The organism is Actinomadura keratinilytica (assembly GCF_039539665.1).
In the GTDB taxonomy this organism is placed as follows: Bacteria; Actinomycetota; Actinomycetes; order Streptosporangiales; family Streptosporangiaceae; genus Spirillospora; species Spirillospora keratinilytica.
Genome location: NZ_BAABDO010000056.1, coordinates 1 through 13,208 on the forward strand (window position 1 = coordinate 1; position 13,208 = coordinate 13,208).

14 protein-coding genes are annotated in these 13,208 nt (G+C 72.9%); 6 read left to right on the top strand and 8 right to left on the bottom strand.

Features of this window, described 5'->3' with window-relative positions; translation table 11 throughout:
* The 6 genes from ABD879_RS18300 to ABD879_RS18325 form a co-directional block, all read left to right on the top strand.
* Window positions 1-243, top strand: a 243-nt coding sequence (locus ABD879_RS18300; RefSeq protein ID WP_345022669.1) for a hydantoinase B/oxoprolinase family protein, incomplete at its 5' end; no start/stop codon positions are given.
* On the top strand, window positions 240-1,091 hold the full coding sequence (locus ABD879_RS18305) for a TIGR03619 family F420-dependent LLM class oxidoreductase (protein ID WP_345022670.1): 852 nt from the start codon (window positions 240-242) through the stop codon (window positions 1,089-1,091). The genes ABD879_RS18300 and ABD879_RS18305, both read left to right, overlap by 4 nt.
* Before the next feature lie 224 nt (window positions 1,092-1,315).
* On the top strand, window positions 1,316-2,002 hold the full coding sequence (locus ABD879_RS18310; protein ID WP_345022671.1) for a response regulator transcription factor: 687 nt from the start codon (window positions 1,316-1,318) through the stop codon (window positions 2,000-2,002).
* A 64-nt stretch (window positions 2,003-2,066) separates the two neighbouring features.
* Complete coding sequence (locus ABD879_RS18315) at window positions 2,067-3,413, top strand: sensor histidine kinase (protein ID WP_345022672.1); 1,347 nt, start codon at window positions 2,067-2,069, stop codon at window positions 3,411-3,413.
* A 171-nt stretch (window positions 3,414-3,584) separates the two neighbouring features.
* Window positions 3,585-4,805: an iron-containing alcohol dehydrogenase gene (locus tag ABD879_RS18320; protein ID WP_345022673.1), complete on the top strand. Its 1,221-nt coding sequence runs from the start codon at window positions 3,585-3,587 to the stop codon at window positions 4,803-4,805.
* 298 nt (window positions 4,806-5,103) lie between these two features.
* On the top strand, window positions 5,104-7,032 hold the full coding sequence (locus ABD879_RS18325; protein ID WP_345022674.1) for an ATP-binding SpoIIE family protein phosphatase: 1,929 nt from the start codon (window positions 5,104-5,106) through the stop codon (window positions 7,030-7,032).
* Window positions 7,033-7,079: 47 nt separating this feature from the next.
* Here the strand turns inward: ABD879_RS18325 and ABD879_RS18330 are convergent, their stop codons facing one another.
* From ABD879_RS18330 to ABD879_RS18365, 8 genes are all read right to left on the bottom strand, one after another.
* A complete protein-coding gene (locus ABD879_RS18330) occupies window positions 7,080-7,589 on the bottom strand; it encodes a hypothetical protein (protein WP_345022675.1) in 510 nt (169 codons plus the stop codon).
* Window positions 7,590-7,647: 58 nt separating this feature from the next.
* On the bottom strand, window positions 7,648-8,262 hold the full coding sequence (locus ABD879_RS18335; protein ID WP_345022676.1) for a dihydrofolate reductase family protein: 615 nt from the start codon (window positions 8,260-8,262) through the stop codon (window positions 7,648-7,650).
* Window positions 8,263-8,744: 482 nt separating this feature from the next.
* Window positions 8,745-9,890, bottom strand: a complete 1,146-nt coding sequence (locus tag ABD879_RS18340; protein WP_345022677.1) for a tyrosine-type recombinase/integrase — start codon at window positions 9,888-9,890, stop codon at window positions 8,745-8,747.
* Between the two features lie 133 nt (window positions 9,891-10,023).
* A complete protein-coding gene (locus ABD879_RS18345) occupies window positions 10,024-10,239 on the bottom strand; it encodes a helix-turn-helix domain-containing protein (protein ID WP_345022678.1) in 216 nt (71 codons plus the stop codon).
* Between the two features lie 97 nt (window positions 10,240-10,336).
* Complete coding sequence (locus ABD879_RS18350) at window positions 10,337-12,154, bottom strand: cell division protein FtsK (RefSeq protein ID WP_345022679.1); 1,818 nt, start codon at window positions 12,152-12,154, stop codon at window positions 10,337-10,339.
* Entirely contained in the window at window positions 12,151-12,474 is a 324-nt protein-coding gene (locus ABD879_RS18355) for a hypothetical protein (RefSeq protein WP_345022680.1), read from the bottom strand. The genes ABD879_RS18350 and ABD879_RS18355 overlap by 4 nt, the downstream gene beginning before the upstream one ends.
* A gap of 27 nt (window positions 12,475-12,501) precedes the next feature.
* Window positions 12,502-12,696 carry a hypothetical protein gene (locus ABD879_RS18360; RefSeq protein WP_345022681.1) on the bottom strand — a complete coding sequence of 65 codons (195 nt, stop codon included), beginning with the start codon at window positions 12,694-12,696 and terminating at the stop codon, window positions 12,502-12,504.
* Between the two features lie 186 nt (window positions 12,697-12,882).
* Complete coding sequence (locus tag ABD879_RS18365) at window positions 12,883-13,095, bottom strand: hypothetical protein (RefSeq protein WP_345022682.1); 213 nt, start codon at window positions 13,093-13,095, stop codon at window positions 12,883-12,885.
* Window positions 13,096-13,208 lie beyond the last annotated feature (113 nt).

The window sequence follows — 13,208 nt, forward strand, 5'->3', positions numbered from 1 at the left end:
GCCCCGCCGCCCGCCGCGGCCGGCGGGCGCCCCGGCCGCGCGGGCGGCTACTACCGCGAGCGCGCCGACGGCACCCGCGAACCGCTCGGCTCCCGGGCCACCCGCCAGCCGCTGGCCGCCGGGGAGGCGCTGGTCGTGGAGACCTCGGGCGGCGGCGGATACGGCGACCCCGCGGCCCGCGCGCCCCAGGCCGTCCAACGCGACCTCGCCGACGGCCGCATCACCCGCTGGGAGGCGCCGTGAAGTTCGGCGTACCGCTCGGACTGGTCCACCCCGCGGCCTGGCGCGACGTGGCCGTGGCGGCCGACCGGCTCGGCTTCGACTCGGTGTGGCTGCCCGAGCACCTGGTGTTCGGCACCGACCTGTCCACCGCCGCCTACCCCGGTTCCGGCGCGCCCGGCATCCGCCCGCAGACGCCGCTGTTCGACGCGCCCGCCTACCTGTGCGCGCTGGCCGCCGTCACCGAGCACGTGCGGCTGGGCACCGCCGTCTACCTCTACGCGCTGCGCCACCCCTTCGCCGCCGCCCGCGCCTTCGCCACCCTCGACCAGGTCTCCGGCGGCCGCGCCGTCGTCGGCGTCGGCGCGGGCTGGTACGAGGGCGAGTGGCGCGCCGCCGGGGTCGACTTCGCCACCCGCGGCCGGCGCCTGGACGAGGCCATCGCCGTGTCCCGCCGCCTGTGGACGGAGCCGACCGTCGAGCACCACGGCGAGTTCTTCGACTTCCCCGAGGTGGCGTTCGAGCCCAAGCCCGTGCAGCGTCCGCTGCCCGTCAACGCGGGCGGCGAGTCGCGGGCCGCCCTGCGCCGCGCCGCCACCCTGTGCGACGGCTGGATCAGCATGCCGCAGACCCTCCGGGGCGTCCGCCCGAAACTCGACCTGCTGCGTGAGCTGCGCGCCGCCGCCGGGCGCGCCGACGCGCCGTTCGAGATCACCGTGCACGCCGCCGAGCTGTCCGGGCCCGACGAGATCCGCCACTGGGAGCGGCTGGGCGTCGACCGCCTCATCGTCCGCCCCTGGAGCCGCACCCGCGACGCCGTCCCGGCCCTCATCGACTTCGCCGACCGGTACGGGGTGCGACACGCGGCCTGATCATGGGTTGAGCGGTCTGTCGGGAGGCGTCCGCCATACTCGGAAATCCGCACGATCGGGGCGTGTCGGTACCAACTGGCGATCAATGGGGGGATGTCCCGGCGACCGTCGGCGCGGCCCGCCCGCCCCGCGCCGCGGGGCCGCGGACGCTCCCGCACAGCCGCCCAGGGGGCAACATATGACATCCCGCGACGCGCCACCACACGGTGGCATACGGTTCGGGCATGGCGAGTGTGCTGGTGGTGGAGGACGACGCGAACGTCCGTACCGCCCTGATCCGGGAGCTGAGTGCGCGGTCGCACGTGGTGCGCAGCGCGGGGACCGCGATGGACGCGCTGCGCGAGGTCACCCAGACGCCGCCCGACGTGGTGATACTCGACCTCGGGCTGCCCGACCTGGACGGCGGCGAGGTGCTGAAGATGCTGCGCGGAGTGTCGGACGTGCCGGTCATCATCGCGACCGCCCGCGACGACGAGCCGGAGATCGTGCGGCTGCTCAACGCGGGCGCCGACGACTACCTGATCAAACCGTTCTCGGCCGAGCACCTGAGCGCCCGGCTCACCGCGGTGCTGCGCCGCGCGTCCCGCTCGGGCCCGACCGCCGAGCTGCGCGTGGGCGGCCTGCGCATCGACCTCGACCGCCGCGAGGTCACCCTGGACGGCGCGCCGGTGGAGCTCACCCGGCGCGAGTTCGACCTGCTGGCCTATCTGGCCGCCCGCCCCGGCCGGGTGGTGGCCCGCCGCGAGCTGCTGGCCGAGGTGTGGCGGCAGGCCTACGGCGACGACCAGACCATCGACGTCCACCTGTCCTGGCTGCGCCGCAAACTCGGCGAGACCGCCGCCAAGCCCCGCTACCTGCACACGGTGCGCGGGGTCGGCGTCCGGCTCGCCGCGCCCGACGACCGGGCGTGATCGAACCGCGGCCGGCCGCGGCCCGTACGACCCGCGGGGACGGTGTCGTGGGGCGGAGGCCGGTGTGAGGCGCACGCTGGTGCTGGTGTCGCTGGCGGTCACCTCCATGGTCGCGCTGGCCTTCCTCATCCCGCTGGCGCTGACCGTCCGGGAGATCGCCCGCGACCGGGCGCTGACCACCGCCGAGCGGCAGGCCAGCGCCCTCGGCCCCGTGCTCGTCGTCACCGAGGACCCGGCCGCCCTCAGCCGCGCCGTCGCCAGCACCCAGGCCGGCGCCGACCGCCGGATGGCCGTGCACATGCCCGACGGCACGGTGGTGCCCGGGCAGACCGGCGGCGAGGCCGGCCGCGCCCGCCCCGAGCAGCTCGCCGAGGCCGGCCGCCGCGGCCGCTGGACGACCGCCCGCGTCTCCGGCGGGTGGGCGCTGCTGCAACCGGTCGCGCTGGACGCGGGCCGCACCGCCGTCGTCGAGGTGTTCATCCCCGACGAGGAGCTGACCCGGGGCGTCTGGCAGGCCTGGGGCGTCATGACCGCCGTGGCCGCCGCGCTGGTCGCCGGGTCGGTCGCCGTCGCCGACCGGCTCGGCGCCCGCATGATCCGCTCCACCCGGCGGCTGGCCGCGGCGGCGGCCGCCTTCGGCGCGGGCGACCTGAGCGTGCGCATCGAACCGGACGGCCCGCCCGAGCTGGTCGAGGCCGGCACCGCCTTCAACGCCATGGCCGACCACGTCGTCCAGCTGCTGGCCGCCGAACGGGAGATGGCCGCCGACCTGTCCCACCGCCTGCGCACGCCGCTGGCCGCGCTGCGGCTGAACGCCGAGGCGCTGGGCGCGGGCCCGGTGGCCGAGGCGACCCGCGAGGCCGTGGACCGCATCGAGCGCGAGGTGGACCAGATCATCCGCACCGTTCGCCGCCCGCAGGGCCGCGGCAGCTGCGACGCCGCCAAGGTGCTGCGGGAGCGCGTCGAGTTCTGGTCCGTGCTGGCCGAGGACGAGGGCCGCGCCTGCGAGCTGATCGGCGCCGACCGCCCGGCGCCGCTGCCGCTGCCCGCCACCGAGCTGGCCGCCGCCGTGGACGCCCTGCTCGGCAACGTCTTCCGGCACACCCCCGAGGGCACCGGCTTCGCCGTCACCCTGCACGTCGGCGAGGGCATCACCGGGATCCTGGTCGCCGACGCGGGCCCCGGCATCGCCGACCCCGACGCGGCCCTGCAGCGGGGCAGCAGCGGCGGCGGCTCCACCGGCCTCGGCCTGGACATCGCCCGCCGCGCCGCCGAGTCCACCGGCGGCTACCTGCGCATCCACCGCTCCGTCCTGGGCGGCGCCCAGGTCCAGATGTGGTTCCGCACCAAGTGGCTGCCCCCGCCCCGGCGCTCCCGGCGCCTGGTCCGGCGCCGCCACTCGCGCACCTGACCGCCGCCCCCGCCCGGGGCGCCCCGAGCGGGGCACGGCGCCTCGGACAAGGCGGCTGACCTGCGCGTATACTCAAAATGCCGAAGTTTACTCCCAACGAGCGCACCGGAATTCCTCGGCATCCGGTCGGCGCCGCACGGACGACCGTCGGGCGCGGGGCGGAGTTTCCGGATGCGCGGAAGCGTGGACGCGGTGGAACTCGCTGGCCCGCGGACCAAGAACCTGGAGGCGGTCCCCGCCCGGACGAGGGTGGCCAAGAACGGCACCCCCGAGATCGTCTTCGGCCCCGGGGCCCTCGGTGACGTGGGCACCTGCGCGCTGCGCTGCGGTGCGCGCCGCCCGTTCCTGGTGACCGACCCGGGGCTGATCGAGGCGGGCTGGATCGCCGAGGCCGTCGGGCACCTGCGCCTGTCGGGGCTGCGCCCCGTCGTGTGGCACGACATCACGCCCAACCCCAAGGACCACGAGGTCGAGGCGGCGTACGCCGCCTACCGGGACAGCGCCTGCGACCTGGTGATCGGCCTGGGCGGCGGATCCTGCATCGACGCGGCCAAGAGCGTGGCGATCCTGGCCGGCAACGGCGGCCGGATCCTCGACTACGAGGGCGTCGACCGGGTCACGCGGCCGCTTCCGGTCACCATGATGGTGCCGTCCACCTCGGGCACCGGGTCGGACGTCACCCAGTTCGCGGTCATCACCGACACGGTGCACCTGGTGAAGGCCGTCATCATCAGCGAGGCGGTGGTACCGGACATCTCCATCATCGATCCGCGGCTGCTGACCACGATGCCGGAGTGGCTGAACGCCGCGACCGGGCTGGACGCCCTCACCCACGGGATCGAGTCGTTCGTGTCGCGGGCGCACAGCCCGCTCACCGACCGGCGGGCCCTGGACGCGGTGCGCCTGGTGGCCCGGCATCTGGACCGCACCATGGACCGTCCCGAGGAGGCCGGGTCGCGGATGGCGATGGCCCAGGGCGCGCTGGAGGCCGGGATGGCCTTCACCAGCGCCATCCTCGGCGCCACCCACGCCATGAGCCACCAGGTGGGCGGCCTGCTGGACGCCCCGCACGGCGTCATCAACGGCGTGCTGCTGCCGCATGTGATCAGGTTCAACGCGCGGGTGGACCCGGGCCGCTACGTCCCGCTGGCCGCCGCCGCCGGCGTCGACGTCGGCCGGTGCTCCCCGGAGGACGCCGCGTACCTGCTCGCCGACAAGGTCGAGCGGCTGGCCGACGCGGTGGGCGTGCCGTCCGGGCTGCGCGCGGTCGGCCTGACCGAGGAGGCGATCCCCCGGCTGGCGGCCACCACCCTCAAGGACGCCTGCATGGCGACCAACCCGCGCCAGGCGACCCAGGCCGACGTCGAGCGGCTGTTCCGCGAGGCGCTGTGACCGCCTCCAAAAATCCGTCAAGTAACTATAAAAATCGCGACGGGCGGCATAATTTGCGCAACGCCTAAGGAGCGGCGGCCTCTATCGTTGCTGGCAGAAACGGAAAATCCGCTCATTGGAGCAAAAGGGTCCGCCTTCGGAAACACGCCGGTCAAGGCGCCGAGACGGCCTCGTCGGGGGAGGGGGCTCGGTGAGCAATCGGTCTGGTGAGGGCCGGACGGTCGGACTGATCGGCAATGCGAGGGGCGGCGGCGAGAGATACGCCGTCCCCGGACTGATCAGGCGCGCCCTGCGGCAGATGAGCGACGGATTCCTGTTCGTCGAGGCCGACGGGCGGATCGCCTACTCCAACGACGCGGCCGACCGCCTGCTCGGCTGCTCGCACCGCATGATCGGACGGCGGCTGTGGGACGTCCCGGCGTTCCGCGGCGTGCCCGAGCTGGCCGACCGCTGCCGCGCGGCGATGGCCGACGACACGCCCGCCGACCTGGAGATCGCCCTGCCGCGCGGCGGCTGGTGGCACCGGCTGCGCATCGTCCCGGTCCCCGGCGGCTTCACCCTCACCATCGCCGACATCACCGACCGGTCCCCGCTGGGCACCGGACCCGGGTCCGCCGCCGGGGCCGCCGACCGCGCGGCCCTCATGGAGCAGCTCACCTGGGCCCTCGCCGAGGCCGTCACCACCCAGGACGTGGTCACCGCCTTCGCCGACAGCGTCCTGCCGGCCTTCCACGCCTCGGGGCTCATCATCGCCACGGTGGAGACCGTCCGGCTCTACCTCGTCGGCACCACCGGCTACAGCGGCGAGCTGATCGACCAGCTGTCCGGCGAACCGTTCCCCGAGCACTCGCCGATCGGGGAGGTGCTGCGCACCCGCATCCCGCTGTTCTTCGAGTCGGGCGACGAACTGGCCGAGCGCTACCCGCCGGAGACCGGCCCGTCGCTGTCGGTGGACCGGGACGCCCGGGTGTTCCTGCCGCTCATCGCGTCGGGACGCGCCATCGGCGTCGGCGTGCTGTCCTTCGACCGGCCGTGCCGCCTCGGCGAGGAGGAGCGCACCCTGCTCACCGCGCTCAGCGGCCTGATCGCCCAGGCGCTGGAGCGGGCCCGCCTGTACGACGCCGCCGCCGCGCGCGCCCGGGAGCTGCAGCGCGACCTGCTGCCCCGCGACCTGCCGTCGCTGCCCGCCGTCTCGGCCGCCGCCCACTACCAGCCCGCCGGGAACGGCACGGAGGTCGGCGGCGACTGGTACGACATCATCCCGCTGTCGGCCGACCGGGTCGCCCTGGTGATCGGCGACGTCATGGGCCACGGCCTGTCGGAGGCCGCCACCATGGGCCGCCTGCGCACCGCCGTGCGCACCCTGTCGGACCTCGACCTGGCCCCCGACGACATCCTCGACCGCCTCAACGGCATCGTCGGCGACCTGGGCGAGGACAGCTTCGCCACCTGCCTCTACGGCATCTACGACCCGGTCACCGGCGACTTCGCCTTCGGCTGCGCCGGCCACCCCCCGCCCGCCGTCGTCTCCCGCGACGGCACCGTCACCTACCTGACGGCCGCGGCCAACCCGCCGCTGGGCGCGGCGTCCCCGCCGATCGACACCGCCTCGGTCAACCTGCCCGACGGCAGCCTGCTGGTCCTGTACACCGACGGCCTGGTCGAGGCGGCCGACCGCGACATCGACAAGGGCATGGCGCAGCTGGCGCAGACGCTCGGCGCGGCCGTGCGCGACGGGTCGGCCGGGTGCCTGGAGACGGTGTGCGACGACCTCAGCGCCGCCTTCATCCCCCCGTGCCACCGGGCCGGCGACGACGCCGCGCTGCTGCTCGTGCGCACGCACCGGCTCCCCTCCGACAGCATCGCCTCGTGGGCGCTGCCCGAGGACCCCAAGGCCGCAGGCCAGGCCCGCGAGCTCGTCCGGCGCCAGCTGGCCGCCTGGGACCTGCCGGATCTGGTCATGACCACCGAGCTGGTGGTGAGCGAACTGGTCGGCAACGTCATCCGGCACGCCAAGGGCCCGCTGCGCGTCCGCCTGCTGCGCAGCCGCACCCTGATCTGCGAGGTGTCCGACGGCAGCCTCACCACCCCGCTGATCCGCCGCAGCGCCCCCACCGACGAGGGCGGCCGCGGCCTGCAGCTCATCGCCGCCCTCTGCCAGCGCTGGGGCACCCGCTACACCGCCAACGGCAAGACCATCTGGACCGAGCAGGCCATGACCGGCTGACCGCGGGCCGCGCCCGCCCTGCTCGTCCGCGGCCTATCCGCGTGGGCCTATCCGCGTGCCACGGCCCGCCGCCCGAAGTCGTCCGGCCACGGCACGCCCAGCGCCGTCCACCACCGCAGATACGGTTCGCCCAACACCGACGGCATGGCGCCCCGCGCCGCCCACGTGGCCGACACCTCGTCCAGGGCGGCGGCGTCCACGCCGAACAGCCGCGCGGCCGCCCGCCGCGCCTGGGGGGTGTCGTTGCGCGGCAGCGCACCGGCGCCCTCGTTGATCGACGCGGTGTGCACGGCCGTCCCGTCCGCCCCGAGCACCTGGTTGACGACCCCCTGCTCGTCGAAGTCCCCGGCGGTGATCGCCCGGCTGCCCCATTCCGGCATCAGCGTCGCGACCTCGCTGTAGAGCAGCGGCGCGTAACCGGCGTACACGAACACCCGTCGCCGCTCCACCAGGACGGAGTAGGCGCCCTCGATCACTTCGCCGAGCGCCTCGACGAAGTCCACGGCGTCCCGCCCGTCCTTCAGATCGACGACCGCCCACCCGCTGAACGACGACATGCTCCGCACCTACCCACCGCGACCGCGCTCCTTCCGGGCCGCCGCCCCGCGCCGGGTGTCACTCCCGGGTGAAGTCGCCGTAGGCGGGCGCGCCCGCCGGCCGGTAGACGCTGAGCACGCAGCCGCTGCCGGTCGGCGTGGAGTCGACCAGGCGCAGGGCCGTCGGCGTGCGGCCCGGCTCGAACAGGCGCCTGCCGGTGCCCAGGACGACCGGGTACGTCCACAGGCGCAGCTCGTCGATCAGGCCGTGGTCCAGCAGGGACCGGGCGAGCACGCCGCTGCCGTGGATCTGCAGCTCCCGGCCGGGGCGGTCTTTCAGCTCGGCGACCTTCTCGATGACGTCGGTCCTGATGAGCGTCGAGTTGTTCCACCCGGCCGTGTCCAGGGTGGTCGAGACGACGTACTTGGGGAGGGTGTTGAGGGGGCCCGCGATCGGGTGGTCCTCGTCGGTGACGAGCGGCCAGTAGGCCGCGAAGATCTCGTAGGTTCTGCGGCCCAGCAGGAAGGCGTCGGCCTCGGCGAACCACTCGGCGGTGCGGGTCTCCAGCGCCTCGTCCGCGTAGGGGGCCTGCCAGCCCCCGTGCCGGAACCCGTCGCGGGTGTCCTCGCCGGGCGCCCCCGGGGCCTGCATGACGCCGTCCAGCGTCAGGAACGTCGTCAGGGTGATCCTCATCGGTCGTGTTCCCCTCGGTCGCGTGGGCCAATGCGGACGGGCGCCGCCCCCGGGACTCATCGAAGCACGGGCCTGCGACATCGCCATGGACCGGCGGCGCCATGCGGCCGCTGCCCCGCCTCGGCGCCGAGCGGGGAGTTCGGTGCCGAACGGGCCGTGCGTCACCTGGAGCGCATCGCCGCCGAAGCCGCGCCCGAGCGGCAGCGCCGCCGGCGAACGCGCCGGGAAACCGCCCGGTGGAGCGGCTGCGGGCGGCGGGCTCGTCACCGTCGCCGCACGTACGCCTGCTGAGCCGCCGCCCCGGGTGTACCCGCAGGTCATGAGACTTTTCGTCCAACAACGCAGGCCCCTCAGTGGACCGGAATAAGCGCGGCTCAGGCGTTCCCTAAATGAGCCGCAATGAGCGGCGGTTCAAAGTTCCTGGTGAAGCGGTGCGCTTCACGTTCGGCGGGGTCCGGGGAGCCGTCTCGGGAGCCGCGTTCCTACGCGGACTTGACGGTCTTGCTCGGGAAGATCTTGTTCATGTGTTCCGCGCCGTCGCGGATCTCCGGGCGGATCTGGTGCCGGTAGACGGTCTCTGTGATCTTTGTGGTCTTGTGGCCGACGAGGACGCTGATCTTCTCGACGGGCACGCCGTGGTCGCTCATGAGCGAGACGAACGTGTGGCGCAGCTCGCGAGGCACCCAATCAGCGCCGTTGAGCCCCGCCGCGTCGAGGATCTTGCGGAAGCGGCGGCGGACCTGGTGGGCGGTGTACGGGGCGCCGCGCTCGTCGCAGAAGACGAGATCATGATCCTCGTACGCCTCTCCCGCCTTGAGCTTCTCGGCGGCCTGCCGCGCCTTGAGAGCGCGCAGGGCCTCCACGCCGAGTGTGGCGATGCCGAGTCCCCTGCGGCTGAGCGGCGTCTTGGTCTCGCCCCTGTGCCGCTCGGCCCGCAGCACGTAGAGGGTCGCCGAGTCGAGATCGACGGCGCTCCATGTGAGCTTGCGCAGTTCCTCGGTGCGAAGCCCCGTGACGATCGCAAGGATCACGTACGCGCCGAGTCGGTGCTCGCTCTTCGCCGCCTCTGCGAGGACGGCGTTGGCCTGCTCTAGGGTGAGCGAACGCGACTTGCGTGCGGGCTTGCCCTCCGGTGTGTCGACGAGTTCGGCGACGTTCCGGGCGACCTTGTCGTGACGTGCGGCCCTGCGGATGGATCGCTTGAGCAGTCCGTGGAGGATGCCGAGGGACGAGGACGTGAGGTGCTGCGTCCGGCCGTTGAGCCACGTCTCCACGTCGTCCGCCGTGAGGTCCTTGAGGCGGATCCGGCCGATGAACGGGATGAGATGGTGGTCGGCGAGCGACCGGTAGACGCTTTCGGTGTTCGGCGACCTGCCGGTCTTGTCGAAGGCCGCGAGGAAGTCGTTGACGGCGTCCGTCACGGAGTACCTGTGATCGGGCTTCACGCCCTTGTCCAGGTCTTCCACGGCCTGTCGGAGCTTGTCCTTGACCTCGGTCTTGGTCCTGCCCTTCCGCTTGAGCCGCTTGCGCTTGCCGTCCGGGCCGAAGCCGAGCGAGATGGCGCCGGTCCAGCCGTCGCCCTCCCGGTAGATCGACCCTTCGTATCTGCCGATCATGATCTTCGCCAAGAGATGCCTCCTCGTTGGCTGATCGCCGTCCGAGTGACGGTCCACCTGCGACGGTAGCTCAAGACGTCCCAAGACGTCCCTAAGGTCGGGCGGGTTCGTCCGGTTGTTGCCAGACGAACCCGCCCCGGTGCCGTCAGCGGGTGGCGTCTTCGAGTGAGGCGATGAACTCGGCGAGGTGGCGGTCGGTGATGCGGCGAAGCTTGCCGATCTTGATGCTGCGGAGGCGGCCGGTTCGGATCAGGGCGTAGACCTTGTCGCGTCCGATCTGGAGGGTGTCGGCGACCTGTTCGACGGTGTACGCCTGCATGATCGCTTTCTTGTCCCGGGCGGTGTCGGGCGTGGGGATCACCTCCTCTGGTGACGGTGCGTGATTGTCTACGTCCTCGTCTACGTCTCGTCTCCGCCCCTTACGTGCAGGCGCGCGCGGAGACGTAGACGTAGACGAGTCACTGAGCGTGTTCGGTGATGGCGCGCCACCGGCCGCGCGAGACCTGGGTGACGCGGTGGTCGTCGGCGAGTTCGCGGAGCCGTTGGTAGATCCACGGGCGGCTCATGCCGGTCGCGTTGATCAGGTGGGAGACGGGGATGCCCTCGTCGGGTGCGCGGCTCAGCATGTCCCACAGAACCGTCTCAGGCCGGTTCTCCGGTTCGGCGACGTCCGAGACGCTGGGCGGCTCTTCCGGACCGTTGAGGGAGCGCAGGGCAACGCCTGCGTGTGCCTCCTCGATCGCCGTCCGGGACACCTCGTCCAGTGCGGGACGGCGGGCGGCGTGCCGGTGGGCCGCGTCCGCTACGGCCTCGTCGGAGAGCAGATAGGCGCGCGCACGGCGGGGCGTGTCGTGTTCGGGTGCGGAGAGCAGGAACTTGCCGGGTGCGTTGAGGGTGTGAGCGTGCCAGCCGGCGGCGAGCATGCCCTGACCCAGGATGAGATCGACGTCCTTGCGTTCGCGAACGCGGAAGCTCACCCGTACGTCCATCTGCGAGCGGACGGCCCCCTTGCCCATGGCCTTCTGCGTGGGGCGTTGGGTGGCGGCGATGAGCGTGACGGCGACGGCCCTTCCGCGTCGGGCGATCGAGTCGGTGTCGGCGGTGGTGTCGGGCACCTCGTCGGCGAGTTCGGCGTACTCGTCGATGACGATGACCAGCGCGGGCAGTTCCGGCGTCGGCTCCCACACGCGGCGCCCCCGTGCGGCGAGCCATGCCGCCCGCGCCTCCAAGACGGCCACGGCGTCGCGCAGGAGAACGCGCGCCTGTTCGGGTGCGGTGGCGAGGCGATCGATGCACGGTGCCCACGGCTGCAGCTCCATGCCGCGTTTGAGGTCCACCGCCCAGATCACGACGTCGCGGCACGCGGTGAGGTTGCCCATGAGGACGTTCAACCCGCCGCTCTTGCCCGAACCGGCCACGCCCCCGAACAGGGCATGCCGACGCAGGAAGAGGACGCGGGCGCTGGTGGCGTCTTCGAACGGTCCGAGGTCGATCGGTTCGGTGATGGAGGCGACGGACGGTCCGGGCCAAGCGATGGCGTCGGCGTGCGGGTCGGTGTCCAGTACGCGCAGCTCGAAGCGGTTGGCCTTGTCGTCGCGCGTCGGTTGCACGCGCACCGCGCCGCGGAACGTCCCCAGAGCCGATTCGATGGCGGGCACTCTTGCGACCACGTCTTGGATGGTCTGGCCTCGCGCGAGTGCGAGGCGGGCGCGCCATCCCCACACGTCCACTACGGCGGACTGCACACGCGAACCCGCAAGCCCGACCGCGTGTGCGATCTCCGGCCATGCGGCGAGTTGACGCTCTACACGGACCTTGGCGCGCCGTCGCCGATGAGCCCACCAGGGCACGGCCAGCACGAAGCCCCCGAAGAGGAGAACCTGAGGCAGCGGCGCGAAGGCGAGCCCGAGAGCCGTGGCGGCGGCGAGCCACATACCGCCCCCGAGGGCCACAGCGGCGGCGTAGAACCGTTCGGCGCGTAGCGAGAGGCCGACCCGCTCGCCGAACATCGCCAGCGTCCACGCGGCGAGCGTGGCGCCGGCGAGGATGTACGGCCACCACGGGGCGTGCGTCGCGTGCAAGACCGCCCCGGCGAGGGCGAGCGCGACGACGGCGTAAACCGGAGCGAGTTCGGACCGGTACCGCCACAGGAACCGGCCGATGATCACGGCGGCGATGTCGGGAAACCGGTCGTCCTTGTCGATGACGACCACCGGTTGGATCCCCTGACGGCGCATCTTGTGGGCGTGGCGCCGCATCTTGGTCGCCTGACTCATCGCCGCCCCCACATGTCCGGCGGAAGGTGCCCCTGTGCGCTCAGCTCGTCGCGCAGGTAGCACAGGTGGTCGCGTTCGCCGTCCCGGGCCGCGGTGAGGGTGGCGCGGGCGGCGGCGAGAAGGTCGGCGTGCGCACGGCGCACGGTGCTCCACTCGGCGACGAGGCGGGGCGTGTCGTCAAGTGAGGCGTTGAGGCGAAGCCACAACTTGCCGAGGTTGGGCATGGTCTGCGACAGGGCCGCGACGATCTCGCGGGCCACGAGGTTGCGGGTTCTGACCTCCTGAAGATCGATGGCGGGACGCTGGGGGGTGTTGGGCACTACACATCCCTCCCTTCGCACGAGCGGCTACGGCTGGGAGCCGGTCAGGGCGTTGACGAGGACGGCCACCAGGCGGCGGATCCCGGGGGCCGCGCTGGTGGCGGCGAGGAAGAACCCGCACAGCAGGCACACGGCCGCGTGCCAGACGCGCAACCCCATGTACCGCCACGCCAGCCACACGGCCGCACCGAGGACCGCCACCAGCGGAACCGACACGGTCACGAACGCTTCACCTCCCTTCCGTTGTGGGAACTGATCACAGCCACAGGTCGGGAACGCGGGAGCCCTGCTTACGGCGCTTCCAGCGGGCGCGGGCGCGGCACTTGCGGCACGCACGGCTTCCGGGGGCGATGCGCGCGCCGCAAGCGCAGGTGAACGCGGTGATGATGCGCGGCATCCGCACCGGCGTCACCGTCCCGCCTTGACACGGACGCGCGGGACGTCGTGGCCCGTCTGCGTGGACAGCAGCCGGCGGGACGCGGCACCGGTCACGGTCGGGCCGTCACCGGGACGGCTCACGCGGCGTTCCTCGGCGTGGATACCGAGGACCACCATGGCGAAGACGCCGCAGACGACACCGGCCAGGAACACGGCGGCGATCGAGGCCAGGACGAGGATCATGTGGATCACCCCTTTCCCGTAGGGGCCCGTGTCCGGCGGGGGCGGCTCGGGCGGTGGAACGCTGACGGATCGAGAGTGCGCCTGACCAGCAGGACGGGTTCACCACATGACTG

Excerpts from the sequence above, each read along its gene's own strand:
- ABD879_RS18310 (WP_345022671.1), top strand. The coding sequence starts at position 1,316 with ATGGCGAGTGTGCTGGTGGTGGAGGACGACGCGAACGTCCGTACCGCC.
- ABD879_RS18320 (WP_345022673.1), top strand. The coding sequence starts at position 3,585 with ATGCGCGGAAGCGTGGACGCGGTGGAACTCGCTGGCCCGCGGACCAAG.
- ABD879_RS18325 (WP_345022674.1), top strand. The coding sequence starts at position 5,104 with ATGAGCGACGGATTCCTGTTCGTCGAGGCCGACGGGCGGATCGCCTAC.
- ABD879_RS18330 (WP_345022675.1), bottom strand. The coding sequence starts at position 7,589 with ATGTCGTCGTTCAGCGGGTGGGCGGTCGTCGATCTGAAGGACGGGCGG.
- ABD879_RS18335 (WP_345022676.1), bottom strand. The coding sequence starts at position 8,262 with ATGAGGATCACCCTGACGACGTTCCTGACGCTGGACGGCGTCATGCAG.
- ABD879_RS18350 (WP_345022679.1), bottom strand. The coding sequence starts at position 12,154 with ATGAGTCAGGCGACCAAGATGCGGCGCCACGCCCACAAGATGCGCCGT.
- ABD879_RS18365 (WP_345022682.1), bottom strand. The coding sequence starts at position 13,095 with ATGATCCTCGTCCTGGCCTCGATCGCCGCCGTGTTCCTGGCCGGTGTC.